Annotated in this window: 24 protein-coding genes; 10 read left to right on the top strand and 14 right to left on the bottom strand. The window is 49.9% G+C overall.

The genetic code is table 11. The annotated features are described in order from the left end of the window. Positions 1-3: 3 nt before the first annotated feature. Positions 4-468: a ribonuclease HI gene (gene rnhA / locus BZG83_RS03840; protein WP_077479435.1), complete on the bottom strand. Its 465-nt coding sequence runs from the start codon at positions 466-468 to the stop codon at positions 4-6. A gap of 51 nt (positions 469-519) precedes the next feature. On the opposite strand from rnhA, the gene dnaQ reads away from it, so the two are divergent. Continuing rightward, the gene (gene dnaQ / locus BZG83_RS03835; protein WP_162274220.1) at positions 520-1,242 is read left to right on the top strand and encodes a DNA polymerase III subunit epsilon; all 723 of its coding nucleotides are present in this window, start codon (positions 520-522) and stop codon (positions 1,240-1,242) included. A gap of 8 nt (positions 1,243-1,250) precedes the next feature. Then, positions 1,251-2,555 (top strand): TIGR03503 family protein, encoded by a 1,305-nt coding sequence (locus BZG83_RS03830; protein WP_077479433.1) that lies wholly within the window; start codon positions 1,251-1,253, stop codon positions 2,553-2,555. Positions 2,556-2,629: 74 nt separating this feature from the next. On the opposite strand, the gene fadE is transcribed toward BZG83_RS03830, so the two are convergent. Further along, complete coding sequence (gene fadE, locus BZG83_RS03825) at positions 2,630-5,074, bottom strand: acyl-CoA dehydrogenase FadE (protein WP_077479432.1); 2,445 nt, start codon at positions 5,072-5,074, stop codon at positions 2,630-2,632. A gap of 317 nt (positions 5,075-5,391) precedes the next feature. Here fadE and lpcA point away from each other — a divergent pair, with 317 nt between their 5' ends. Next, positions 5,392-5,970, top strand: coding sequence for a D-sedoheptulose 7-phosphate isomerase (lpcA, locus tag BZG83_RS03820; RefSeq protein WP_069587462.1), 579 nt, complete (start codon positions 5,392-5,394; stop codon positions 5,968-5,970). A 21-nt stretch (positions 5,971-5,991) separates the two neighbouring features. Beyond that, positions 5,992-6,786 carry a class II glutamine amidotransferase gene (locus BZG83_RS03815; RefSeq protein WP_077455557.1) on the top strand — a complete coding sequence of 265 codons (795 nt, stop codon included), beginning with the start codon at positions 5,992-5,994 and terminating at the stop codon, positions 6,784-6,786. 63 nt (positions 6,787-6,849) lie between these two features. Here BZG83_RS03815 and purN read toward each other — a convergent pair whose 3' ends face one another. Together purN and purM are read right to left on the bottom strand one after the other, a co-directional pair. Beyond that, on the bottom strand, positions 6,850-7,503 hold the full coding sequence (purN, locus tag BZG83_RS03810) for a phosphoribosylglycinamide formyltransferase (protein ID WP_077479431.1): 654 nt from the start codon (positions 7,501-7,503) through the stop codon (positions 6,850-6,852). Further along, positions 7,503-8,543 (bottom strand): phosphoribosylformylglycinamidine cyclo-ligase, encoded by a 1,041-nt coding sequence (purM, locus tag BZG83_RS03805; RefSeq protein WP_077479430.1) that lies wholly within the window; start codon positions 8,541-8,543, stop codon positions 7,503-7,505. The genes purN and purM overlap by 1 nt, the downstream gene beginning before the upstream one ends. Positions 8,544-8,727: 184 nt before the next feature. On the opposite strand from purM, the gene upp reads away from it, so the two are divergent. Next, entirely contained in the window at positions 8,728-9,354 is a 627-nt protein-coding gene (upp, locus tag BZG83_RS03800; RefSeq protein WP_069587458.1) for a uracil phosphoribosyltransferase, read from the top strand. A gap of 85 nt (positions 9,355-9,439) precedes the next feature. On the opposite strand, the gene dxs is transcribed toward upp, so the two are convergent. Genes dxs through xseB form a run of 3 tightly spaced genes read right to left on the bottom strand, consistent with a single transcriptional unit; the run spans position 9,440 to position 12,485 of the window. After that, on the bottom strand, positions 9,440-11,320 hold the full coding sequence (gene dxs, locus BZG83_RS03795; protein WP_077479429.1) for a 1-deoxy-D-xylulose-5-phosphate synthase: 1,881 nt from the start codon (positions 11,318-11,320) through the stop codon (positions 9,440-9,442). A 27-nt stretch (positions 11,321-11,347) separates the two neighbouring features. After that, the gene (gene ispA, locus BZG83_RS03790; protein ID WP_077479428.1) at positions 11,348-12,247 is read right to left on the bottom strand and encodes a (2E,6E)-farnesyl diphosphate synthase; all 900 of its coding nucleotides are present in this window, start codon (positions 12,245-12,247) and stop codon (positions 11,348-11,350) included. After that, on the bottom strand, positions 12,240-12,485 hold the full coding sequence (gene xseB, locus BZG83_RS03785; protein ID WP_069587455.1) for an exodeoxyribonuclease VII small subunit: 246 nt from the start codon (positions 12,483-12,485) through the stop codon (positions 12,240-12,242). Before xseB ends, ispA begins: the two co-directional genes overlap by 8 nt. A gap of 222 nt (positions 12,486-12,707) precedes the next feature. Between xseB and pomA the strand changes: the two genes are divergently transcribed. The 3 genes from pomA to thiI all read left to right on the top strand — a co-directional run bounded on the left by pomA (position 12,708) and on the right by thiI (position 16,054). Beyond that, positions 12,708-13,469: a flagellar motor protein PomA gene (gene pomA / locus BZG83_RS03780; protein ID WP_077479427.1), complete on the top strand. Its 762-nt coding sequence runs from the start codon at positions 12,708-12,710 to the stop codon at positions 13,467-13,469. A gap of 43 nt (positions 13,470-13,512) precedes the next feature. Further along, positions 13,513-14,448, top strand: a complete 936-nt coding sequence (locus tag BZG83_RS03775; protein ID WP_077479426.1) for a flagellar motor protein MotB — start codon at positions 13,513-13,515, stop codon at positions 14,446-14,448. 157 nt (positions 14,449-14,605) lie between these two features. Then, entirely contained in the window at positions 14,606-16,054 is a 1,449-nt protein-coding gene (gene thiI / locus BZG83_RS03770; RefSeq protein ID WP_077479425.1) for a tRNA uracil 4-sulfurtransferase ThiI, read from the top strand. A 56-nt stretch (positions 16,055-16,110) separates the two neighbouring features. Here thiI and BZG83_RS03765 read toward each other — a convergent pair whose 3' ends face one another. From BZG83_RS03765 to BZG83_RS03735, 7 genes are all read right to left on the bottom strand, one after another. Next, a complete protein-coding gene (locus tag BZG83_RS03765; protein WP_077479424.1) occupies positions 16,111-16,713 on the bottom strand; it encodes a DJ-1 family glyoxalase III in 603 nt (200 codons plus the stop codon). Beyond that, positions 16,710-17,603 (bottom strand): 2-dehydropantoate 2-reductase, encoded by an 894-nt coding sequence (locus tag BZG83_RS03760; RefSeq protein ID WP_077479423.1) that lies wholly within the window; start codon positions 17,601-17,603, stop codon positions 16,710-16,712. Before BZG83_RS03760 ends, BZG83_RS03765 begins: the two co-directional genes overlap by 4 nt. A gap of 108 nt (positions 17,604-17,711) precedes the next feature. Next, positions 17,712-18,527, bottom strand: coding sequence for a nucleoside-specific channel-forming Tsx family protein (locus BZG83_RS03755; protein ID WP_077479422.1), 816 nt, complete (start codon positions 18,525-18,527; stop codon positions 17,712-17,714). 215 nt (positions 18,528-18,742) lie between these two features. Then, a complete protein-coding gene (locus BZG83_RS03750) occupies positions 18,743-20,134 on the bottom strand; it encodes an AmpG family muropeptide MFS transporter (protein WP_077479421.1) in 1,392 nt (463 codons plus the stop codon). 21 nt (positions 20,135-20,155) lie between these two features. Next, a complete protein-coding gene (locus BZG83_RS03745; RefSeq protein ID WP_077479420.1) occupies positions 20,156-20,716 on the bottom strand; it encodes a peptidylprolyl isomerase in 561 nt (186 codons plus the stop codon). Between the two features lie 2 nt (positions 20,717-20,718). Further along, on the bottom strand, positions 20,719-21,288 hold the full coding sequence (locus BZG83_RS03740; protein WP_069587446.1) for a YajG family lipoprotein: 570 nt from the start codon (positions 21,286-21,288) through the stop codon (positions 20,719-20,721). A gap of 19 nt (positions 21,289-21,307) precedes the next feature. Continuing rightward, the gene (locus BZG83_RS03735; RefSeq protein ID WP_232111986.1) at positions 21,308-22,435 is read right to left on the bottom strand and encodes a methyltransferase; all 1,128 of its coding nucleotides are present in this window, start codon (positions 22,433-22,435) and stop codon (positions 21,308-21,310) included. A 193-nt stretch (positions 22,436-22,628) separates the two neighbouring features. On the opposite strand from BZG83_RS03735, the gene bolA reads away from it, so the two are divergent. Both bolA and BZG83_RS16510 read left to right on the top strand, forming a co-directional pair. Continuing rightward, positions 22,629-22,937, top strand: a complete 309-nt coding sequence (bolA, locus tag BZG83_RS03730; RefSeq protein WP_077479418.1) for a transcriptional regulator BolA — start codon at positions 22,629-22,631, stop codon at positions 22,935-22,937. A gap of 410 nt (positions 22,938-23,347) precedes the next feature. Further along, positions 23,348-24,688, top strand: a complete 1,341-nt coding sequence (locus BZG83_RS16510) for a Na(+)-translocating NADH-quinone reductase subunit A (protein ID WP_108744046.1) — start codon at positions 23,348-23,350, stop codon at positions 24,686-24,688. Position 24,689: the final 1 nt, after the last annotated feature.

Raw genomic sequence — 24,689 nt, 5'->3', positions numbered from 1 at the left:
TGCTTATTGAGGCTGATACCCTTCATCAACCAGAGTAGGGTGATTGGCTGCCTCTCGGGCTAATTCATCACAGCGTTCGTTTTCTGGGTGACCAGCGTGGCCTTTTACCCAGTTCCACGTCACCGTATGCTTGGCAGCCGCTACATCGAGTTGCTGCCATAAATCAGCGTTTTTCACAGGCTTTTTATCCGCCGTTTTCCACTGACGTTTTTTCCAGTTATGGATCCATTGTGTGATCCCTTGGCGTACGTATTGGCTGTCTGTGGTAAGCACGACCTCGCATGAAGAGGTAAGAGCGTTCAGTCCGACGATAGCCGCCATGAGCTCCATACGGTTGTTCGTTGTGAGGGTATAACCGGCGCTCAAGTTTTTTTCGTGCTGTTTATAACGCATCACCACACCGTAACCACCGGGACCTGGGTTACCGAGGCATGAACCGTCTGTGAAAATTTCTACCTGCTTGGTCATCTTTGGTACTATCGGATATTAGAATCTGCCAAGTTTGACATAAGTATTGCCATGAAAGCGAATTACGATCGCCTTGTTGTTCTTGATACCGAAACCACAGGTATGAACCGCGAAGGTGGCCCTCATTATCAGGGACACAACATTATCGAAATCGGCGCGGTTGAAATTATCAATCGTAAGCTAACCGGTCGGCACTTTCATGCCTACATTAAACCGACACGTGCGATTGATCCTGAAGCCATTGAGGTACACGGTATCACGGATGCTTTTCTCGCCGACAAACCGACATACGCCGATGTGCATGAGGCATTTGTATCCTTTGTAGAAGGGGCAGAGCTAATTGCCCACAATGCACCCTTTGACGTCGGTTTCATGGACTACGAGTTTAAAAACCTGGGGGTGGCGTTAAAGACGAGCGAGATCTGTTCGATTACCGATACCCTTGCCATGGCGAAGAAAATCTTCCCAGGTAAGCGCAATAACTTGGATATTTTATGTGAGCGCTATGGTATTGATAATTCTCGCCGCACGTTGCACGGGGCATTACTTGATGCCGAGATCTTAGCCGACGTTTACTTACTGATGACGGGCGGGCAAACCAGCTTGTCTTTTAACGCAGGAACTGACACGGACAATGCGAGCCCGATGGCGCCGCGTTCGGTCAAACGTCAGAAACCGCTAAAGATTATCCCCGCGTCCGCCGATGAACTAAGTGCACACGAAGCGCGTTTAGATTTTATTGAGCAAAATGGTAGCTGTCTTTGGCGACAGTAGGAGAGCACATGAAAAAGCGGTGGTGGACTGCCTGTCTTTGTATCCCATTATTGGCGCAAGCCAATGAGCAAGAAATACGTCTGCTGGAAAACCGCTTTCGGGTTGATCCTACCATTGAGCGTGCCGCGTTCGTGATTTACCGAGAAGACCCCAGTGTCCCTGTGGTCCTGGTGCGCCCCGACGGCACTAAGTACTACGCTTGGCGACATCCGGATAAAGTTTCCTGGCACCAAGAATCGGACATGGACATCGTTTCCATTACTGATCCCATGCCCGGTCCGTGGCAAGCGATTGGCCGAGTTAGCCCTGATAACAAAGTAAAAGTGCTGAGCGACCTGCGTATGCAGGTTGATGATCTTCCTCCGCGTTTGTATCAGGGGGAAACGGTGAAATTCACGGCGCGATTAAAACTTGGCGATGAGCCTCTCATCCTGCGCGATTTCATCGAGCGCGTTGATTTGAATGTCACCTTTACCGAGTACGTCGAAGATCCTGAATCGCTCAACCCTGATCAGCGCCCTCAGCCGCGCTCACTCGGGCATTTTAGTGACGATGGGACGGGCTTAGACGAAAAGCCCAACGATGGTATCTTCACCGTCGCACTGCCGGTGAATGTGATGCCCGGTAAATACCGAGCGCGAGTGACGTCAGGCAATGGCATTTTTTTCCGCACCTTAGAGCAAGAAGTACTGGTGTATCCAACGCCATTGATGGCGACGTTTAAACAAAGTCAAATTGATGATGAGCCACACAAGCTGGTTATTCAGGCCGAGGAAGCCAGTATTGAGCCGGGTAGCATATCGGTGCATGCCAAATTCATCGACACGGAAGGGAAGACTACGGTTTACCAAACATCGAACGATGATAAATCCATGACGATGACATTGGACATCCCGTATGCATCCACGCCGGGCCAGTACAAATGGAGCAGTATGCTTTATGCGACGGATTTACTGTCAGGTCGGCCGCTGGTTTTTAGTTTACCTGAGCAGACGTTTGCGGTGACCGATTATGAAGCGCTTGAACAAGCAGAAGCCGAGCGGTTGGCGCGTGAGCGTGAATTGCAAGCGGCAGCAGAAGAGCGGCGCCGTGAGCGAGAGAAAGAAAAGGCCCGCACGACATCTTTGCTGATTATCGGTGTAGGGAATCTATTGATTGTTCTGCTCGTGGCGGCGGTTTGGTTTGTGCTGAAAAAGCGCAAAGCCCGTAAGCTCGCTGAAGCAGCTCAAGAATTGGAAGCGCCGCCACCCGATGAAGACACGCACGAAGAAATGGGCGATGAGTTGGACATGGATAAACCGGATAAAGAATAAAAAAGGGAAGTAAAGAATAAAAAAAGAGAAGGCAATTGCCTTCTCTTTTTATTTGGGCAGCTTAACGAGAATCATTAAGCTGCATCATGCATCTTTCCCACTTTGGTCGATGCAGCAGGAAGCTCTGCAGGATCGAAGTCGTCAACATTGATGGTTTCTAGTCGACCCACTTCGGCGTCACGGAGCAGCTGTGCTTCTTGTTCGCTGATCACGCCCGCATCCAGACCTTTCTGTGCCACTTGATCTAAGAACATAAATGGCAGTTTCTCGCCGATACCGTCACAAACTTTTTTGTGAATCGGCTCTGCAGTGAGAATGTCGTGAAGCGCTTTTTCGATATTCCCAATGGCGTTACCAGGCTCGAAGAATTGTCCTCGGCCAATGCGATCACGTGTTGCACTTGGCGATTGCAAAATCACCGCAAGCTTTCCGTCTAAGCGATCACTTGGTTTGCGGCGACCTTTACCTAATGGGAACACGAGGGCACGTACCAATCCTGCAATCATACGATTTGGGAAGTTGGCAAGGAACTCATCCAGCGCTTGCTCAGTTTGGTACATGGCATCTTGCATACCCCAATGAACCAATGGCAGATCGTCTTTCTGATAGCCCTCATCGGCGTAACGTTTCATGGTTGCAGAGGCAAGATAAAGCTGACTAAGCACATCACCCAGACGCGCAGACAGACGCTCTTTACGCTTCAAATTACCCCCGAGAACCGCCATTGAAACGTCAGCCAGCAGCGCTAATGCCGCACTGTAGCGGTTCATTTGCTGGTAGTAACGGCGTGTTTCGTCTTTACGTGGTGTTTTCGAGAAGCGGCCATCGGTCAGGCCCAGCCACAATGTGCGAGCAAGGTTACTCATCACAAAGCCAACGTGACCAAACAGTGCGCGATCAAAGGCACTTAATGCACGTTGTGAATCGGTATCTTCGCTGGCACGAATTTCATCCAAGACAAATGGATGACAGCGGATCGCCCCTTGACCGAAGATGATCATCGAACGCGTCAAAATGTTCGCACCTTCAACGGTTATTGCGATGGGTGAGCCTTGATAGTTGCGTCCTAAGAAGTTTTTAGGACCAAGGCAGATACCTTTACCGCCCACAACATCCATCGCATCAATCACACCTTGTTGACTACGATGCGTACAGTGATATTTGACGATGGCGGAGATCACCGACGGTTTTTCTCCCAAGTCAATCCCGGTCACGGTCAGGGCACTGGCGGCGTCCATCACGTAAGCATTGCCTGCGATACGCGCTAGAGGCTCTTCAATCCCTTCCATTTTACCGATCGGCAATTTGAACTGACGACGAATACGCGCATAAGCACCGGTTGCCAAGGCTGCTGACTTCAGGCCGCCTGTGGTGTTCGATGGCAGGGTGATACCGCGACCAATCGACAGACATTCCATCAGCATACGCCAACCTTGGCCCGCCATTTTCTGGCCACCAATGATAAAGTCCATTGGAACGAAGACGTCATGTCCCTGTGTCGGTCCATTTTGGAATGGAACGTTCAGAGGGAAGTGACGACGGCCGATATCGACACCTTCTAAATCGGTCGGGATCAGTGCACAGGTAATACCGAGCTCATCTTGATCACCAAGTAGATGGTCAGGATCGCGAAGTTTAAACGCGAGACCGAGTACGGTAGCGACAGGGGCTAGGGTGATGTAGCGTTTGTTCCAGGTGATTTTCATCCCCAGCACTTCTTTGCCTTCCCACATCCCTTTTGTGACTACTCCGTAGTCAGGGATCGAGCCCGCATCGGAGCCTGCCTCTGGGCTGGTTAAGGCAAAGCATGGAATTTCTTTACCCTCAGCAAGGCGCGGTAAGTAGTGGTCTTTTTGCTCTTCGGTGCCGTAGTGCTGCAACAGCTCACCCGGACCGAGGGAGTTAGGGACCCCGACCGTAGATGACAGTACGCCTGACACGCCAGACAGTTTTTGTAACACCAAAGACTGGGCGTAAGCGGAGAACTCGAGGCCACCATATTGTTTTTTGATGATCATGGCGAAGAACTTGTTGTCCTTCAGGTATTGCCATACCTCTGGTGGTAAATCTGCTAGCTCGTGGGTGACTTGATAGTCATCAACCATACGGCAGACTTCATTCACAGGACCATCCAAGAACGCCTGCTCCTCGGCACTTAAACGTGGTGCTGGGATATCATGCAATTTGTTCCAGTCAGGCGTGCCACGGAAAAGATCGGCTTCCCACCATACTGTGCCTGCGTCGATAGCTTCTTTTTCTGTGGCTGACATTTCTGGCATCACAGATTTAAACGCTTTAAACGCTGGCTTACTGATCCAGTTGCGACGGAATGTCGCGATATTAAGTGGCAGTGCGATTACGGCAAAGATCAGCCAAGTGATCTGTCCGACACTACCCAGTAAAGTCCCTACTACTAGTCCCGCAGCCAATACAGCTGTTGAAACCAGCAAATTGGCACGATGGTATGCGAGTACGCCTGCCACAATTAGCATGGCAGCGATAAATAACCCTGTCGCCATCACGTCATCTCCTTCGGTTTAGTTAGCCTCCCCTCAAGTGAGGTAAGAGGTCGTACCACTTAATGTAAGCAAAAATTTAAATATTTGTAAATTGATACGGTGTGATGTGGCTTGCAAGGTGAGAAAATCATCAATCATTCTTCGCCAAAGTTGGAAAGATAGGTTGCCATTTGAACAAACGTGACCTAGCTCGAGACCAACACGCAAGCGGCAGTCGACAGGCACAAAACGATACGGTTACACTGACCTTAAATCCGCTCTCACCCCCCCGGTGCACAGAGTGAGAGCCTGGCCTTTTTCAACGATGGGAACATGCCATGTACCAAGATATTATTCGCGGTGAGCTGTCGGAAGCCGCTACTGTTCTGAATGCCTTTTTAAGTGACGACAAAAACATTCAACAAATTGAAGAAGCTGCCAAGCTATTGGCCGATAGCTTCAAAGCGGGTGGCAAGGTGCTTTCGTGTGGGAACGGTGGCTCGCACTGTGATGCCATGCATTTTGCCGAGGAGTTAACGGGCCGTTATCGTGAAAACCGTCCGGGATATCCTGCGATTGCGATTTCTGATCCAAGCCACCTTTCTTGTGTTTCCAACGACTTTGGCTATGAGTTTGTTTTTTCACGCTATGTTGAAGCCGTCGGCATGAAAGGCGACGTCCTCTTTGGTCTGTCTACCTCAGGAAACTCAGGCAACATTCTTAACGCGATCGATGCGGCGAAAGCGAAAGGCATGAAGTCCATCATGCTGACTGGAAAAGACGGCGGCAAAATGGCTGGTCTTGCGGATATCGAAATTCGTGTCCCTCATTTTGGCTATGCAGATCGTATTCAAGAAGTTCATATTAAGATTATCCATATCCTTATCCAGCTGGTGGAAAAGGAAATGGCGGCATAATGCTCGGAGGTAGATGAAAGAATGTGTGAACTGCTTGGCATGAGTGCCAATGTGCCGACGGATATCTGTTTTAGTTTTACTGGGCTTATTCAGCGCGGTGGAAAAACAGGACCGCATCGAGATGGCTGGGGCATTACCTTTTACGAAGGGAAAGGGTTTCGCACTTTTAAAGATCCCGCCCCAAGCTGCCAATCTAAAGTGGCTGAGCTGGTAACCAGTTATCCGATCAAAAGCTGTGCGGTAGTCAGTCATATTCGTCAGGCTAATCGAGGTGGCGTCAGCCTTGAAAACACGCATCCTTTTACTCGCGAAATTTGGGGACGTTATTGGACGTTTGCCCACAATGGTCAGCTATCTGGGTTTGAAAGCTTAGAAACGGGCCACTTTAAGCCTGTGGGAGAAACCGACAGCGAAAAAGCCTTCTGTTGGCTGCTCAATGAGCTATACAAGCACTACCCACAGCAACCCGATAACATGTGTGAGGTGTTCGACTTTATCGCCTCGCGTTGCGATCGGTTACGTGCACTTGGAGTGTACAACATGCTGTTTAGCGATGGTGACTATGTGATGGCGTATTGCAGTAATAACTTGCACTGGATTACACGGCGGGCCCCGTTTGGTAAAGCGAGCTTGATCGATCAGGAAATGACGGTTGATTTTCATGAGGAGACTACGCCCAATGATGTCGTCACTGTGATCGCGACTCAGCCGCTAACCAATAATGAAAACTGGCACAAAATGGCAGAAGGGGAGTACTGCGTCTTCCATTTTGGTGAAGTGTATTGCACCAATCAAGATCAGTATGCAACGACCTGATTGCGGTTTTGCCAGCATAGAAAAGGCGCCATCAGGCGCCTTTTTTGATCAGGGCGAATCACACTAGGCTTTTAGGTCGTCATATTCATCAGCGGCATAGCCAGCAGGGCCCAACGGCGCGCCGTCGAGCCAAGCTTGGCCAGCTTCCATGCGTAAGCGCTCTTCGACAAACCAGCGAACAACCAAAGGATAAATCTGGTGCTCTTGTTGTTGCACCCGGGCGGCAACGGTATTGGCGTCGTCGTCTGCAAAGATGGGGACACGTGCTTGTAAAATCACCGGGCCACCATCCAGTTCTTCTGTGACAAAATGCACTGAGGTGCCATGCTCGGTATCACCCGCCTCAATCGCGCGCTGGTGGGTATGTRAGCCCGTGTATTTGGGGAGCAACGACGGATGAATATTCAGCATTCGTCCTTGGTAGTGCTCGACAAAGGCTGGGGTGAGTATACGCATAAAGCCGGCGAGAACGACCAAGTCAGGAGCGAACGCATCAATGGCGGTTGCCAACGCATGATCGTAAGCGTCGCGAGTGTCATAGCGCGAGTTTTCGAGCACGCGAGTCTCGATCCCAGCATTATCCGCGCGGGTTAGGCCGTAGGCATCTGGCTTGTTTGCAATCACGCCAACAATTTTTGCGTTTTGCGGGCACTTATCGATTAAGGCCTGAAGATTACTGCCACTTCCCGAGATCAACACCACGATGCGTTTTGTCATTACACCAACTCCACTTGCGCTTCGCCGTCAGCACTTGTTGCAATATGGCCCAACTGCCAAGCGGTTTCCCCTGACTCATTAAGCAGTGCAATCGCTTGTTCGGCATGTGCTTGTGGTAGCGCGATGACTAAGCCGACGCCACAGTTAAAGGTGCGCAGCATTTCATAGTCACTGACATTGCCTTGTGCCTGCAACCAGTTAAAAATGGCTGGCCATTGCCAGCTATTTCTATCAATAACGGCTTTTGTACCTTGAGGCAATACGCGGGGAATGTTTTCCCAGAAGCCGCCACCGGTGATATGAGAAATGGCGTGGGCAGGGTATTGCTCAAGTAAAGTGAGTACTGACTTCACGTAGATGCGAGTCGGTGCTAGCAAGTGCTCAACCAAAGGTTTGCCTTCGAGTGGCATGGTTAAATCAGCCTCGCTAACTTCCAAGATCTTACGGATCAGAGAGTAGCCGTTTGAGTGAGGACCGCTAGAAGCCAGACCAATCAGAGCATCGCCTTCACCGACCTTACTGCCATCAATTAATGCGGATTTTTCCGCGACCCCGACACAAAACCCAGCGACATCATAATCATCCCCTGAGTACATGCCCGGCATTTCAGCGGTTTCGCCACCGATCAGGGCACAACCGGCTTGTTGGCATCCATGCGCAATCCCTGTGACCACATCGGCCGCTGTCTCGACATCTAATTTTCCGGTCGCGTAGTAGTCGAGGAAAAAGAGTGGTTCAGCCCCTTGAACAATCAGATCGTTCACACACATAGCGACCAAATCAATGCCGATCGTATCGTGCTTATTGGCATCAAGCGCTAAACGTAATTTGGTTCCTACCCCATCAGTGCCGGAAACCAGCACGGGTTCTTTATACTTGGTCGGTAACTGACACAGGGCACCAAACCCACCCAAGCCGCCCATTACTTCAGGACGGTGAGTTTGTTTGACGACGCCTTTGATACGGTCGACTAGGGCGTTACCCGCATCAATATCGACACCTGCATCCTTGTAGCTAAGAGATGATTGTTTACCGCTCACTGCAATTCCTCGCCGGAGTTGGAAGTCAAAAGTCGGCGCTATTCTATCAGTAGATAATTAGAAAGGAAAACGTTTGCGTCAGCTGTTTGATGAGGAAATAAGCGAGATGTCAAGCCTTTGATCTACGCTAGCAAAACCCTTTCGTGTATACTACCGAGAATTTGTTTTTTGTAAGGAGTCTAAGATGAAGGTCGTGGAAGTCGGGCACCCGTTAGTGAAGCATAAAATTGGATTGATGCGTGAGCGGGATATTAGCACTAAGCGATTTCGTGAGCTTGCCACTGAAGTGGGTAGCCTACTGACATACGAAGCCACTTCAGACTTCGAAACAGAAAAAGTGACCATCGAAGGTTGGGACGGCCCAGTCAGCGTTGATCAAATCAAAGGTAAAAAAGTCACCGTGGTGCCTATTTTGCGTGCAGGGCTCGGTATGATGGACGGTGTGCTAGAGCATGTACCAAGTGCCCGTATCAGTGTGGTCGGCATTTACCGTGATGAAGAAACGCTAGAGCCTGTACCGTATTTCCACAAGTTGGCGAGCAATATCGACGAGCGCATGGCGCTGGTGGTCGATCCTATGCTGGCAACGGGTGGTTCGATGATTGCCACTATCGATTTGCTCAAAGAGCAAGGTTGTCAGCACATCAAAGTATTGGTGTTAGTCTCTGCTCCTGAGGGTATTGAAGCTTTGAAAAAAGCGCATCCGGATGTCGAGCTCTATACTGCTGCTATCGATGAAAAGCTGAATGACAAAGGCTACATCGTCCCTGGCCTAGGTGATGCCGGCGATAAAATCTTCGGCACCAAGTAATCGTCATCATCGCCAGATTATGGCGTAATCACGGATCAAAAAGCCCGCTTAGTATCGCGGGCTTTTTTAGTCTAAATGTTCCGTCTTATAAAGACAGGCCTATTTTATCGAGGTAAGCACGTACTTGCGCTTCGATCCCCTCACCATCTAATTGCAGTTCAGCATGCAATTCTTGTTGAGTGCCTTGTGGAATAAAGCGATCGGGCAAGCCAATTTGCAATACCGGCTTGATGACACCTTGCGTCATCAAGCTTTCAATCACACCGGTTCCCGCTCCGCCAGCGGTGGCGTTTTCTTCAATAGTGACGAGGCAATCATGCGTTTTCGCCATTTCTGCCACTAAATCGGTATCCAGAGGTTTGGCAAAGCGCATATCTACCACGGTTGCATCAAGCGCTTCTGCTGCCGCGAGGGCGCCGGGCAGCAGAGTACCAAAGTTAAGTAGCGCAACGCGCTTACCTTGGCGTTTTTGCACGCCTTTACCGATAGGGAGTGCATGCATATCGCGTTCAATATCAACGCCCATGCCTCCCCCGCGCGGGTAGCGAACCGCGGCCGGGCCCTGATGAATATGACCGGTATAGAGCATTTGACGGCATTCGTTCTCGTCGCTTGGCGTCATCACCACTAGATTCGGGATGCATCTTAGGTAGCTTAAATCAAATGCCCCTTGGTGCGTTTGGCCGTCGGCGCCCACGATGCCACCGCGGTCGATCGCGAATAATACCGGCAAGTTCATAATGGCGACATCATGGATCAGCTGATCGTACGCACGCTGTAAGAAGGTGGAGTAGATAGCCACCACAGGGTTGTACTCACCAATCGCCATACCTGCCGCTAGAGWGACGGCATGTTGTTCGGCAATCGCAACATCGAAGTATTTGTCAGGATGCGCCTTGGAAAAGCGCACCATACCAGAGCCTTCGCGCATCGCCGGGGTAATGGCTAGCAGTTTGTCGTCTTGCTCGGCCATATCACACAACCAGTCACCAAAGACATTGGAAAATGTCGGGCTGGCCGGTTTTGATTTCGGTAGGGTATGTACGCTTGGATCGAATTTAGGAACGGCGTGATAACCAATCGGATCTTTCTCCGCAGGCGCGTAGCCTTTGCCTTTTTTCGTCATCACGTGCAAGAACTGCGGCCCTTTCAGGTTACGCATGTTCTTTAGCGTTTTAACCAGCTCTTCCACGTCATGACCATCGATTGGGCCGATATAGTTAAAGCCGAGCTCCTCAAACATGGTCCCCGGCACAACCATCCCCTTGAGGTGCTCTTCAGCGCGACGGACCAGCTCTTTAATTGGTGGTGCGCCCGAGAGGACTTTTTTGCCCCCTTCTCGGATGGTGGTATACAAATTACCAGAAAGAAGCTGCGCCAGATGATTGTTGAGGGCACCAACATTCTCTGAAATCGACATTTCGTTGTCGTTGAGGATCACCAGCATGTCGGGTTTCACGTCCCCAGCATGGTTCATCGCCTCAAATGCCATCCCTGCGGTGATGGCTCCGTCTCCAATCACACTAACGACTTTGCGGTTTTTCCCTTCTTTTTCGGCACAAATAGCCATTCCCAATGCGGCGCTAATTGATGTGGAGGAGTGGCCTACAGACAACACATCGTAGGGGCTTTCATCGCGCCACGGGAAGGGATGCAATCCGCCCTTTTTGCGAATCGTCGGCATTTTTTCGCGCCGACCCGTCAAAATTTTATGTGGGTAGGCTTGGTGACCGACATCCCAAACAAGGTGATCAAAAGGGGTGTTATAGACATAGTGGAGTGCGACAGTCAGCTCGASAGTGCCAAGTCCAGACGCAAAATGACCACTTGAGTGGCTGACCGTATTAAGTAAGTAGGTACGCAGCTCATCACACAGTTCAGGAAGGTGATCACGCGGAATGGTGCGTAACTCTTCCGGCGTATCAGCCAACGCGAGTGTAGGGTACTTTGATATATCCAGTGTCATAGTGGTTCGGCGCTTTTATTGGTAATGCTAGTTGTTGCGCTCGATGATATATCGGGCAAAAACTTCCAGTTGTTCGGTATTGTAGGGGATCGCATGCAGCGCGTGTAGTGCTTCTTGGTAAAGTTGCTGTGCTTTTTCTTGCGCGCCCTGTAAACCGAGTAGCGCAGGGTAGGTGCTTTTATCCGCGCTCATGTCCGATCCCTGCGGTTTCCCCAATGTTTGGGTATCGCTTGTGATATCTAAAATGTCATCTTGCACTTGAAACGCGAGGCCAATGGCGTTGGCAAAGGTATCTAGCTCGTCAAGGTGTATTACCCCTTTCTCGCCGGCGGCATAAGCCCCCAGTCTTACCGCGCCTCGAATTAATGCCCCCGTTTTGTTACGGTGGATTTGTTTTAACGCCTCTAACCCGACGTGTTGGCCCTCAGCAGCGAGATCGAGCGCTTGACCCAGGCACATTCCACTGGCGCCACTGGCGTTTGCAAGCGTTCTGATCATGTCGATACGGTAAGACTCAGCGTTTGGATTGAGTGACCCTTCGGATAACACCGTAAACGCCAAAGTTTGCAAGGCATCCCCGGCGAGAATGGCGGTCGCTTCATCAAACTCGATATGGCAGGTAGGTTGACCTCGTCGCAGACTATCRTCATCCATGGCGGGCAAATCATCGTGGATCAGAGAGTACGCGTGAATGCACTCTACCGCCACAGCGGGCGTGTCCAAGTCAGTGATAGGCACGCCAAACAATTGTCCGGTAGCATAGGTCAAGAAAGGACGAACGCGTTTGCCACCGAGCAGTAAGCCGTGGCGCATTGCTTTAATAAGCGGTAAATCTTGGTGAGAGAGTGTGTCTAGCCAACGCGATAGCTGTTGGTTGCTGCGGTGTTGAGTCTCCCGCAGCGCGAGCTGTACAACGGAATCAGTCATTGTCGTCGTGCGAAAATTCAGTCAGTGGCGCGTCATCATCTTGAGAAAGCAGAATCTCAACGCGCTGTTCGGCATCTGCTAAGGTTTTTTGTCCTTGGCGCGCAAGCGCAATACCACGCTCAAAGCGCTTCATTGCCGTATCAAGGGCGAGATCGCCAGTCTCTAAAGCGCCGACGATCGCATCCAACTCTTTGAGGGTGTCCTCAAAGGTCATATTTTCTGGTTTCTTCACAGCCATGATGCAATAAAATTAGAGAAGGAGGGGCAGACGTTAACCCAGTGCTGACAGGGGGTCAAATTCATCAGACGATTTTTGTGTCCCAAACGCCGCTTTGTAAATCACGCATTCTGCTTGTTGGTATTTGCGGATTTGCGCTAAACCTATAGGATTGGTTGCCGATACAACCAAAGACAACAAAAACAAATAATAACGAACCGATGTAATCTAAGGGAGACTGACGTGGATATAGCGACGCTCATCGGCATTATAGGCTCGTTCGCATTCGTCATTATGGCCATGCTGTTGGGCGGCACCATGAACATGTATTTCGACGTGCCGTCCGTACTGATTGTTATCGGGGGCAGTCTTTTCGTGGTGTTGACCAAATACACCATGGGGCAGTTCTTTGCTTGCTTTAAGATTGCAGGCAAGGCGTTCATGTTTAAGTCGGATGACCCGGAAGACTTGATTGCAAAGATTATTGAAATGGCAGATGCCGCCCGTAAAGGCGGCTTTTTGGCGTTGGAAGAGATGGAAGTTAGTAACTCGTTTATGCAAAAAGGGGTTGATTTGCTGGTGGATGGGCATGATGCGGATGTGGTGCGGGCCACTTTGCAAAAAGACATCAACCTAACCGAAGAGCGGCATGACCACGGGATCAGTTTTTACGCGGCGTTAGCCGATGTTGCTCCGGCAATGGGGATGATCGGGACCTTGATTGGTCTGGTGGCGATGCTCTCTAATATGGATGACCCGAAAGCCATAGGTCCTGCGATGGCCGTGGCCTTGTTGACCACTATGTACGGCGCCATGCTCGCCAACATGGTCGCAACACCTATCGCTAACAAGCTCGCGTTGCGTAAAGGGCAAGAAAAACTGAATCGGCGCTTAATTATGGATGGCTTATTGGCCATTCAGGATGGGCAAAACCCACGTGTTATCGACGGATTTTTGAAAAACTACCTCAACGAGAGCAAACGTGAAGTGGATGTTGATAATTAAGCATTGGCCGCTCACGCCAGTGATCCGTGGGTAAGGAGTCTAGATGGCACAACAAGAAGAAGAGGAATGCAAATGTCCACCGCCCGGCTTGCCGCCGTGGATGGGGACGTTCGCTGACCTGATGTCACTGCTGATGTGCTTTTTCGTACTTTTGCTGTCCTTTTCTGAGATGGACGTTTTGAAGTTTAAGCAGATAGCAGGGTCGATGAAGTTTGCCTTCGGGGTACAAAATGTTTTGGAAGTCAAAGACATTCCCAAAGGCACCAGTGTGATTGCGCAAGAGTTCCGTCCCGGGCGACCAGAGCCGACTCCTATTGAAGTGATCATGCAGCRAACCATCGATATGACCCAACGAACACTCAATTTCCAAGAAGGGGAGTCGGACCGTTCAGGAGGCTCACAACGCACTGCGTCGGATATGGAGGGAGGCACCAGTGCACAGGTTGCTTCTCAACTGGAGCAGCAACAAAGTCAGCAGCAAATGGAACAGTTGCAAAAAATGATTGTGCAGGCGCTAGAACGTGAAATCGAAGAAGGGGCCGTTGAAGTTGAAAACTTGGGTCAACAACTGGTGATCCGTATTCGTGAGAAAGGCGCGTTTCCGCAGAACTCAGCCTTTTTGCAACCCAAATTCCGCCCCATGGTACGTCAAATTGCGGAACTGGTGAAAGATGTGCCCGGTGAAATCAAAGTGTCAGGCCACACGGACAGCACACCTTTGGAATCGGAGCTATACCGCTCCAACTGGGATTTATCCGCGCAGCGTGCGGTATCGGTGGCACAAGAAATGGAAGAGGTGCCCGGCTTCAACCACTTGCGTATGAAAGTGGAAGGGCTGGCGGATACTCAGCCGCGAGCGCCGAATAACTCGCCAGATAACCGCGCGGCCAATCGCCGTGTGGAAATTGCTGTGATCCAAGGAAAACCCAGTTTCTCGGATGAAATATCGGCCGACAACGCGGCTGCACCTACCCCATAAGCCAGATTCAGCTGGATTCTGACCGTAATGGACTGATTAAAAACGTTTATTACGGTCAGATTTTTCACTTTTGCTCAGACACAACAATGCCCGGTTTCAGCTAGGGCGTGGTTATTGTATAATCCGCGACCTTGTTTCCAGCTGTATCGAACCGGTTATGAAGTTTATCGTTAAAATACACCCTGAGGTGATCGTCAAAAGTGAGTCTGTCAGAAAGCGTTTTACAAAAATCCTCGAATGCAATATTCGTAATATTTTAAAGCGCCGGACAGATAATACGGCAGTATATAACCGTAGGGATCACATTGAGGTGACGTTAAAACAACCAAACGAGCGTCAGCTTGTACTGGATGTGTTAACCAACACACCTGGCGTGCAGACGGTGCTTGAGGTTGAGCAAACATTATTTAATGATTTACACCATATCTATGAGCTCACCCTTGCGGGCGTTCGTCATCAAATCGAAGGCAAAACCTTTTGCGTGCGCGCTAAACGCCGCGGAAAGCATGACTTTACCTCGATTGATGTGGAACGCTACGTGGGGGGAGGATTAAACCAAGCCGTTCCGAGCGCCAGCGTACAGCTGAAAAAGCCTGATGTCACCGTAATGATGGAAGTGGACCACGATAAGCTGAACTTGGTGAAGCACCGGCACACCGGCTTGGGTGGCTTCCCTCTCGGCACGCAAGAAGATGTGCTGAGCCTGATCTCCGGAGGATTCGACTCAGGGGTGTCTAGCTACCTGCATATTAAGCGCGGTAGCAAGGTTCATTATTGCTTCTTCAACTTAGGCGGCAAAACCCATGAAACGGGTGTGCAGCAGGTATCGCACTTCTTGTGGAACAAGTTTGGCTCGTCGGCGAAAGTGAAATTTATTTCTATCGACTTTGAGCCGGTTGTCGCCAGTATCCTCGAAAACATCGATGATGGTCAGATGGGAGTCGTGCTAAAGCGGATGTTTATGCGTACGGCGAGCATGGTTGCCGAGCGTTTCGGTATTCAAGCTCTGGTCACCGGCGAAGCATTGGGACAAGTATCGAGCCAAACCCTGACCAATTTACGTATGATTGATAACGTGACGGACACGTTAATCTTGCGTCCGCTGATCAACTGGGATAAAGAAGACATAATCCAGACAGCCCGTAAAATCGGCACTGAAGACTTCGCTAAAACCATGCCTGAATTCTGTGGTGTGATTTCAAAAAGCCCGACGATTAAAGCCGAGAAAGCCAAACTTGAGGCCGAGGAAGCGAAATTTGACTTCGCGTTACTGGAGCAAGTGGTTAACAATGCCTCGGTGATGGATATTCGCGATATCGAGAAACTCAGTCAGGAAAAGGTCCCCGAGGTTGAACTGGTTAACGAGGCCGAGCAAGGCGCGATTGTCATTGATATTCGCAGCAGTGATGACGAAGAGGAAAAGCCACTGAACATCGACGGCACTGACGTTGTTCATATTCCTTTCTTTAAATTAGCGACCCGCTTTGGCGACCTAGACCAAAGCAAAACCTACTTGCTGTACTGTGAGCGTGGTGTGATGAGCCGCCTTCAAGCGCTGTATCTAAAAGATATGGGCTTTGAAAATGTCAAAGTCTATCGCGGCTAATCGCGAAAAAAGCTCGATTTAAGCAAAGAAAAACAGGCAGCCTCGCTGCCTGTTTTTTATTCGGCGAATTTTTTCTCGTACTGCAAGTTTGGGAGGGGGACCATAGGTTCGGCAACCTGCCAAGCCAGAGCTTTCCCTGCCAAGACGTGAACAATCTCAATGGCAAATTCGAGCGCAGAGCCCGGGCCTTGGCTGGTGATCAACTTGTGATCATAATCAGTCATCACACGGCGACGACTGCGCCATTGCTCTGGGATCTGATCGCTGACACTGGGGTGGCAACTGATATGAGAGGTGGGGTAAAGCTGGTGGCGCTGCAAGACAAGCGCGGGAGCCGCGCAGATAGCCGCGACCCATGCATGGTCACTTTGCTGTTGTTTGATAATTTCTGTCACGATCGCGCTATCGCCTAAACACTGCGCCCCGTCAATGCCCCCGGGTAAAATGACGCAATCAAACGGCTGGTCGGCCACACTCGCCAAAGGTGCATCGCACACTAATTGTACGCCACGAGAACAGGTCAAAGTGAGTGAACCTTCAGGGTCGGCGCTGGCAACGGTGACACAAAAACCAGCCCGCTTCATCACATCAATGGCGGTGACGGTTTCCATTTCCTCGCTGCCGGGTGCCACGCATACTAAGACGTTAATCGGTTTCATGAWTATCCTTTTTGTACCTCACGTTGCTTTACGGCATCATACAGCGCCTGATGAGTAGGCACCTTAATCTGATGATGTGCCGCTCGAGCCAGTAAATAGCCTGTGATCTGTTCAAGCTCTGTCTTTCTGCCATGATAGCAGTCGCGATTCATTGATGAGTAGTTATTTGCGGTGGCGCGTGCCACTGTCAGTGCTTGTGTTTTTAGCTGTTCGGCATGGGTAGCGATTCCGTCAGCCTGCATTACACGGGCAAGTTCTTGGCAAAGTAACTGGATGGTGTCTTGGTAGTCGGCAGATAACAATGCTCCGTTATTCACTTGATGAATCGCGGTGAGTGGATTGATCACACAATTAACCGCCAGCTTATGCCATAGCTGATGGATAATCGCTTCGTGCCAGTGCACTGGCGATAAGGCATGATCTAACACTTCGGCGACAAAGGCACACTGCTGACCTGCCTGATTTGCCGCGCCGATGTAAGTCTCTCCGTGGCCGGTATGCTGATAGCTCCCTTGAGAGGGGCTAAAGACGCCGTGTGACGTGGTGGCGAGCAATAAAGGTTGCGACGGGCTCACTAGCGTGTTGATTTGCGCATGCGGTCCCATCCCATTGTGCATTAAGACGATGATTGTATCGGGATGAAGCTGCTCGATGAGAGGTTGCAAGGCATGCATGACGTCATAAGCCTTGGTACACACCATTAATAGATCGCAATCGGTAATGGCTTGTGGCTGGTTAGCGGGGACCGTTACGGTATGGCTGTCGAGTACCAATTGCCGACACACTTCCGTGCCTTTGCGGGTGATCACCTGCACGCGATGACCGGCTTGCACTAATTGGGTTGCCCACAAAGTACCAATTGCGCCTGCACCGATAAAAGTTATGTTCATGACAAGCTCAGAGCGGTTAAAAGTGCATAGTTTATCACGAGGCAGGAGCAAGACAGAGAAACAAGTTGGGGAGAAAAAAAGCGCCGGCCGAGAGGCCGGCGCAGTCAGTTAGAACTTGTAGGTGGCGCTTAGGTAGTGGGAAATACCTGAGCTTTCCGTTGTGCCACCATCTTCAATCAAGTAGACATCGTTATAGGCTTTAAGGCCATAACCGAGGGCGTAGTTGTCTGAGTGCCAATATAGGCCGTTAAACATCGCGCCGCCGTGGGTCGCTTGGCTGTTGCCTTTGAAAGTGTCATCGGCACCGAACTGGTAATCGATATAGCCTTGATAAGACAGGAAGCTACCATTGTCAAAGAAGTGGAAAGGCTTAAACCAGTTGGTCGAGAATTGGTAACCGTTCCAATCTTTTTTGTTGATGTCATACAAACCGTAAAGGTTCATGCCTACTTTGCCAAACCAAGGCAGTTCAACATCGGCACCGACACCCCAGAACGAGTTGTTAGTGTCACTATCGCCACCACCCCAGTTAAACAGAGTTGAAAAGTAGACTTCTTGTACAGGGCCAAACGACAAGTCTTGTCCGGTGATGCCGTCAATTGAGAAGCGTGGTGCTAGCTTCATAAAGGCTTTAGGCGCGCCTTTTTTATTGTTGTTGTCGCTATCGCTTTCGGCAAGATCGAAGATGTCCACATAGCCATAGAGATCAACCACGCCCTTACGGCCGCCAAATTCCATCTCGAGGTAATTATGATCCTTATCGGTGTCAGTACCGAACTGAGGTTTCTCGTTGATGGCATACATGGCGTTAAACTGAAGCCATTTATGATCGTTTTTATAGATATCGTCTGAGTAATCAGCTGCGTTGGCGATAGGTGCCGCGCTAGCTGCCATGACGGCAAGTGCGAGTAGGGACTTTTTCATGGTGACTGCCTCTGCTTAAGTGTGTAACCGTTGAATTCAATGGAGGCAGTATATTGATTAAGTTCACTGCATAGAATGTAACAAATGTAGACAAGAATTATAGATGTGACTGAAGATGGCATGTATCCGATTACATGTCATTTTTATGTGATCTTAATTACAAATTAATGGGGTGCAGAGCGCAATTTTTTGCACTCCGCTGTGATGGTTGAAAGCTAGTCCTGCCGGGTTTTTAGGCATTGTCCAGAAGAGGCGTCATGATGCGATGATTGTTTTCTAAAATGTCTACCAATATAGATCAGCATGACTAGACCTGGGATCACCATTAATGAGGTTATTACGAAAAATGTTGACCAGCTGTCTAGCCAGTCCACCATCATACCGCTGAACGATGCAAGAGAGGTGCGGCCAAGGTTACCCAAGGATGCAAGCAGTGCGTATTGAGTGGCGGAAAAAGCTCGCCCAGTTAAGAAGGTCAAGAAAGATACAAAGGCAATAGTGGCGAAAGCCGAGGTGAAGTTATCCACCAGTATCGCGCCTAGCAGCAGGTGCTCGTCTGGCCCCACCACGGCAAGCCAAGCAAACATCAAATTACTGGAGGCCATAGCTACACCGCCAATAAACAGGCCTTTGATCACCCCAAAGCGCAAGTTAATGTAGCTACCGATTAAGGTGTACACCACCGTCAGCCCCCAACCAATGAGTTTGGAATAGTAGCCAATTTGCTCATTGCTGAAGCCAACATCTTTGTAAAAGACAATCGACATGCGGCCCAAAAAGGCCTCGCCAATCTTAAAGAGAAAAACAAACAACAGAATGGCTAACGCAACTTTTACACCGTTGCGGCGGAAAAACTCGGCAAAAGGTTCAAACACAGTCACTGCTAACCAAGTGCGTGCACTGCTGTATCCTTTCCCTAGATAGTAACGGGTCGCGGCATCTTGGCGTTGGTCGCGGTCACTGGCAGGCTCCTTTACGTACAAGGTTGCCAGTAACATTAAGCCTACGAAACCTGCCATAATCACATACACTTGATTCCAACCGATGGCGTCAGCGTTGATAAAACCGATGTAACCGGGCACTGAATACCCCGTCCACCATCCTATGACCGACATGGCTGAAGCAAGTGGGAATTTATCGGTTTCATGCTCAGCAAAATTATCAATGCGAAAGGCATCAATGGCGACATCTTGGGTGGCRGAGGCTAGTGCAATCGCAAAAATCAGCGATGAAAGCACCACAGTAGTCACCCAAGGATCGATGGCCGTCAAGCCGTGTAAATTAAGTTGAGATAAGGCTAAGGTTGCGATCAGAATCAGCGCTTGGGTGAGCAATATCCAACTGCGGCGCTGTCCGAAGCGCTCATTAAGCATGGGCACTTTGAGTCTATCGATCAAAGGCGCCCAGAGAAAGTTCACCGCATACAGCACAAACACCGAGCCGAATAGACCAATAGCGGTGCGAGAGAGCCCTTCATCCGCGAGCCAGCCGTTTAAGTTGGAGCCGATTAACACCCAAGGAAAGCCGCTACAACAGCCCATCAAGAACACGTAAAGGAGTCGGCGGTCGGCATAGGGCGCAAGCGCCCCTTTAAGATTAGATAACATGATCGCAAGCCTGTCTGTCAGCTACTGAGAAGATATTCGAGAGATGCTATTTATCACAATGGGTTGTTGTGGTACGTCTTGCATCCGCTTGCTTGGGATCGTCACGGTTGATTGAGATGAAATGTTTTGCACCGTGACAAAGCCTTCAACTACATGACCAAAAACGGTATAGCCAAGCTTGTTGGGCGTGGCGTCTAGAAAGCCGTTATCATTGATATTAATGTAAAATTGACGCGTAGCCGAATCGGGGTCATTGGTTCTGGCCATCGCAATTGTGGCGCGCCGGTTACTTAAGCCATTGGTGGATTCGTTATCAACCGTGTCATATACCGGCAGGCGTTCAAGGTCTTTATCAAACCCGCCACCTTGTACTACGAACCCCGGGATCACGCGATGAAATATAGAGCCAACATAGCTGCCATCATCAACATAACGGAGAAAATTAGCCACGGTTTTGGGCGCTTTTTGCTCATCAAGACTGAGCGTAAATGCGCCGAGCGTTGTATCCACCTTCACCAACACTTCCGCCTGCGCTGGCAATGCAGCCAACGCAAGCATGCACATCATGCAGAAGGTACGCATGATTAAAAGTGCTCTTTCATGTGCTTAAGCAACTGCTCGTCGTTGGCAATATCTTGCAGCACCGCCTCAAGCAAGTTGTTTAGGGCCATTTCGATATCATCAGGCGATGCGCTGCTGATCCCTTCTTGGGTTGATTTGCCAGTGTAACGCTTCACGAAGCGACCATCAGGAGATTCAGCGACCAGCTGAAGCTGGACCGATGCTTCCATATTGTGCTTAAACACTGTGTGTTTTACACGCACGAGGGCATCAAGAATATCGAGGCGCAGTGTTCCCGGGCCATTCGCCACTACACGGAAGCCTTGCGAAGAAAGTTGGCGAGAAAGGGTATCTTCTAAGACAACGCGCAGATTCTGGCTAGCATGCAGGGGCTTCACGTTAGAGCGACCACTGTCAATGACAGCCACAAACTGGGCGGTACGCAGATCACGGCTTTTCACAACTACAGGCAAGTTATTCACTTGCTGTTGGTTTGAGGTGGCGGGTTTGGGCGCGATAGTTAGTTGCGGATCACGCGGCGATGAACAGCCTGCTAGGATAAGCACGGCAGCGGCAACGAGCAGTTTTTTCATTGTGTTCAGCATCCTTTACTTAATGTTGGGCGTGTACTGCTTGAAGAATAACGAATTTTTTATTCGACGCAATGACGGAGACATTACCAAAAAGGCGTTTTAACTTAGCATGATAGCCGAGATGTCGGTTTCCGATGACTAAAAGGCGGCCATGATTGGTCAGAACACGTTTTGCGTCACAAAACATTTGCCAAGCAATATGATCGGTAATGGCTTGTTGTTGATGGAATGGTGGATTACACATCACCAAGTCCACATCATGGTGTGCAAACTCGCTCAAACAATCCCGCGCTTCACACTGAAAGCGAGTAGGCGCAATGTGATGCGCTAAAAGGTTACGTTGCGCCGATGCGACCGCCATATGGCTCTCGTCAACGGCATGAATAAAGGCATTTGGATTGTTTCGAGCCGCTTGCAAGGCAAGCACACCATTACCACACCCTAGATCGACAATCCTTTTTAATCCGGGTTCACTCGGAATGTGCGGTAACATCAAATACGCCGCAATATCCAGTTTTTGCGCAGAGAATACATTGGGGAAATTCGCCAGTGTCATGGCGTAATCAGGCACATCGAACGTATGTAGCTGGTCGATTAACTCGGGTTTGTCGTCACGCGGCGTGCAAAATACTAAGCGTGCTTTTTTCTTCGCCAGTGAGGTCACTGTGTTGCCGAGCTGGTGCTCAAACTGGTTTAACGTTGAGGTGTGAATCTCTTTGGTCTTCGCCGCAGCGATGACGGGAATGGACGAATCGGTGATTGCGGCAAGTTGTTGTAATTGCCATGACAACATGCGTGTGCTTTTCGGGATCCGTAATAGCACCACATCGACGCGCTCTGGCAGCGGCTCTAAGCTGGTTAATTGGACGACGCTAGGCAGGGCATTGGCGGCTAAATTCTGGACAGTTGCTTGTTGTGCCACCACAGAATCACTGACTTGAATCGTGTCATAGCCTTGTTGTGACGCCCAGCAGCTTAGCGCGCCAAAGTGATCATTGATGATCAACACACGCGCACCGGCCGGTAATGACAACTCAGCCACGTGCTCAATCAAGTATTCGTCGGCTGCATCGAACGCTTGCAGCGTTTCGTTTTTACGTCGGGGGTAACGGTGGAGTATTAATGGCTGGCCCGCAGGCGTCGTCATTTCAGTCTTCATCGGAGTTTTTGCGTCGCGCTAGATAAAGTAGGTATATTGTCGTACTCAGCCAGAGACTGCAATTTAAAACGTGGCGTCATCTCTGGTGTTGAAAGCTCACGCCACCGCGAAAGTCGCAAAATCATCAATAGCATCTACACTGAGAGCACCCGTGCTCCCCGTGTAAAATGTGGGAAGCAAAATGAAAATACAAACACAGATCACCGAGAAGCTAGAGCAGGCATTTTCGCCTAGCTTTCTGGATGTGCGTAATGAAAGCTTTATGCATAACGTGCCAGAAGGGTCAGAGAGCCATTTCAAAGTCGTGGTGGTATCAGAGGCATTTGACGGTCAGCGTTTAATTCAACGTCACCGAGCTGTGAATACGACCCTATCAGATGAATTGGCTCATCATATTCATGCGTTGGCGATCCACACTTATACGCCGCAAGAGTGGGCGTCACAAGCGCAAGCACCTGACTCACCCGCTTGTCGCGGTGGGGGAAAATAGCGTCAGCGGTGATGGTGAGTTTTCACGTTGTGGCAACAAATTCTTACACAAATATGAGCGAATTGGTGGGCGGTAACTGCGCGGGGTTTTTGTTTCGTTAGCACAGGCGAGCATTCACGTTGCCTGCTAAGGTGAACAAAAAAACAGCAGTGAAACTGTGACCTTACAGCGAGTATTGTTTGTACAGGTATGGATAATTGCCACGCTCCAGTGACAATACCCATAGAATCAACGCTGGGGTTAGTGATAGAATACGGCGCTTAAAGACTAACCTAGGCTACCTTTGTGTAACGATTTGGTTAGCAGGATGTTGCGACGGTGGGCCGTCATGGCCGCCAAACAGTCGAAAGTCGTGTCTTTAACTGCGCAATAACAGAATTCTTTTTCCCGTTAATGTAGTGCAAGTGCGTATGATTACAATAAAAAAGGGTTTGGATATCCCTATTGCCGGGACTCCTACTCAGGTGATAAATGACGGCCCAGCCGTCAAGAAAGTCGCCTTGCTTGGCGAAGAGTACGTTGGAATGCGCCCCACCATGCACGCGCGTGTGGGTGATGTAGTGAAAAAAGGTCAGATTCTTTTTGAAGATAAAAAGAATCCGGGCGTGAAATTTACTGCACCAGCAGCTGGTAAAGTGGTTGAAGTTAACCGCGGTGCCAAGCGTGTTCTTCAGTCTGTCGTCATTGAAGTCGATGGAAACGAGCAAGTCACGTTCAATAAATATGAAGCCTCACAGTTGGCATCGCTAGATCGCCAAGTCATTGTTGACCAACTGGTCGAGTCTGGCATGTGGACAGCGCTTCGTACTCGTCCTTTTAGCAAGTCGCCTGCGGTTGATTCCGTACCGGAAGCTATCTTTGTCAATGCCATGGACACCAATCCGCTTGCCGCGGATCCGAAAGTGATCATTGATGAGCAAAAAGAGGCTTTCGTTGCTGGCCTAGATGTGGTTTCTCGCCTTACCGAAAAAACGGTATTCGTTTGTAAAGCAGACGTAGAGTTACCGACTAGCAAGCAATCAAACGTTGAGCAGCATGTCTTTGCTGGTCCTCACCCAGCTGGTCTTGTCGGTACCCATATCCACCACTTGCGCTCAGCAAGTATGGAAAAAATGGTATGGCACCTAAACTACCAAGACGTCATTGCATTTGGTCATTTATTCCTGACCGGTGAACTTAACACCGATCGCGTGGTTGCCTTAGCTGGCCCTATGGTCAATAAGCCACGCTTGGTACGTACTCAACTGGGCGCTAACCTCGATGAGCTGACGGACGGTGAGTTGATGGCCGGCGAGAGCCGCATTATCTCAGGCTCTGTACTCTCGGGCACCAAAGCGACTGGTCCTCATGCGTATCTTGGCCGTTTCCACCTGCAAGTGTCTGTATTACGCGAAGGTAATGAGAAAGAGCTGTTCGGTTGGTTATCTCCCGGCAAAAACCGCTTCTCTGTGACCCGTGCGTACCTTGGCCACCTGTTTAAAGGCCAACTTTTCAATATGACCACCTCGACCAACGGTAGTGATCGTWCCATGGTGCCAATCGGTAACTATGAGCGAGTAATGCCGCTGGATATCGAGCCGACTATGCTGCTGCGTGATATCTGTGCCGGTGATACAGATAGTATGCAACAGTTAGGCGCGCTGGAGTTAGATCCTGAGGATTTGGCACTTTGTACATTTGTCTGCCCTGGCAAGTACGAATTTGGCCCAATGCTCCGCGAGAGCCTGGAAAAAATTGAGAAGGAAGGGTAAC

This window comes from Salinivibrio sp. PR919 (assembly GCF_001995355.1).
GTDB classification, from domain to species: domain Bacteria; phylum Pseudomonadota; class Gammaproteobacteria; order Enterobacterales; family Vibrionaceae; genus Salinivibrio; species Salinivibrio proteolyticus.
This window is presented reverse-complemented; position numbering and strand designations above follow the sequence as displayed.

Excerpts from the sequence above, each read along its gene's own strand:
- rnhA (WP_077479435.1), bottom strand. The coding sequence starts at position 468 with ATGACCAAGCAGGTAGAAATTTTCACAGACGGTTCATGCCTCGGTAAC.
- dnaQ (WP_162274220.1), top strand. The coding sequence starts at position 520 with ATGAAAGCGAATTACGATCGCCTTGTTGTTCTTGATACCGAAACCACA.
- BZG83_RS03830 (WP_077479433.1), top strand. The coding sequence starts at position 1,251 with ATGAAAAAGCGGTGGTGGACTGCCTGTCTTTGTATCCCATTATTGGCG.
- fadE (WP_077479432.1), bottom strand. The coding sequence starts at position 5,074 with ATGGCGACAGGGTTATTTATCGCTGCCATGCTAATTGTGGCAGGCGTA.
- lpcA (WP_069587462.1), top strand. The coding sequence starts at position 5,392 with ATGTACCAAGATATTATTCGCGGTGAGCTGTCGGAAGCCGCTACTGTT.
- BZG83_RS03815 (WP_077455557.1), top strand. The coding sequence starts at position 5,992 with ATGTGTGAACTGCTTGGCATGAGTGCCAATGTGCCGACGGATATCTGT.
- upp (WP_069587458.1), top strand. The coding sequence starts at position 8,728 with ATGAAGGTCGTGGAAGTCGGGCACCCGTTAGTGAAGCATAAAATTGGA.
- xseB (WP_069587455.1), bottom strand. The coding sequence starts at position 12,485 with ATGGCTGTGAAGAAACCAGAAAATATGACCTTTGAGGACACCCTCAAA.
- thiI (WP_077479425.1), top strand. The coding sequence starts at position 14,606 with ATGAAGTTTATCGTTAAAATACACCCTGAGGTGATCGTCAAAAGTGAG.
- BZG83_RS03765 (WP_077479424.1), bottom strand. The coding sequence starts at position 16,713 with ATGAAACCGATTAACGTCTTAGTATGCGTGGCACCCGGCAGCGAGGAA.
- BZG83_RS03755 (WP_077479422.1), bottom strand. The coding sequence starts at position 18,527 with ATGAAAAAGTCCCTACTCGCACTTGCCGTCATGGCAGCTAGCGCGGCA.
- BZG83_RS03745 (WP_077479420.1), bottom strand. The coding sequence starts at position 20,716 with ATGCGTACCTTCTGCATGATGTGCATGCTTGCGTTGGCTGCATTGCCA.
- BZG83_RS03740 (WP_069587446.1), bottom strand. The coding sequence starts at position 21,288 with ATGAAAAAACTGCTCGTTGCCGCTGCCGTGCTTATCCTAGCAGGCTGT.
- BZG83_RS03735 (WP_232111986.1), bottom strand. The coding sequence starts at position 22,435 with ATGACGACGCCTGCGGGCCAGCCATTAATACTCCACCGTTACCCCCGA.
- bolA (WP_077479418.1), top strand. The coding sequence starts at position 22,629 with ATGAAAATACAAACACAGATCACCGAGAAGCTAGAGCAGGCATTTTCG.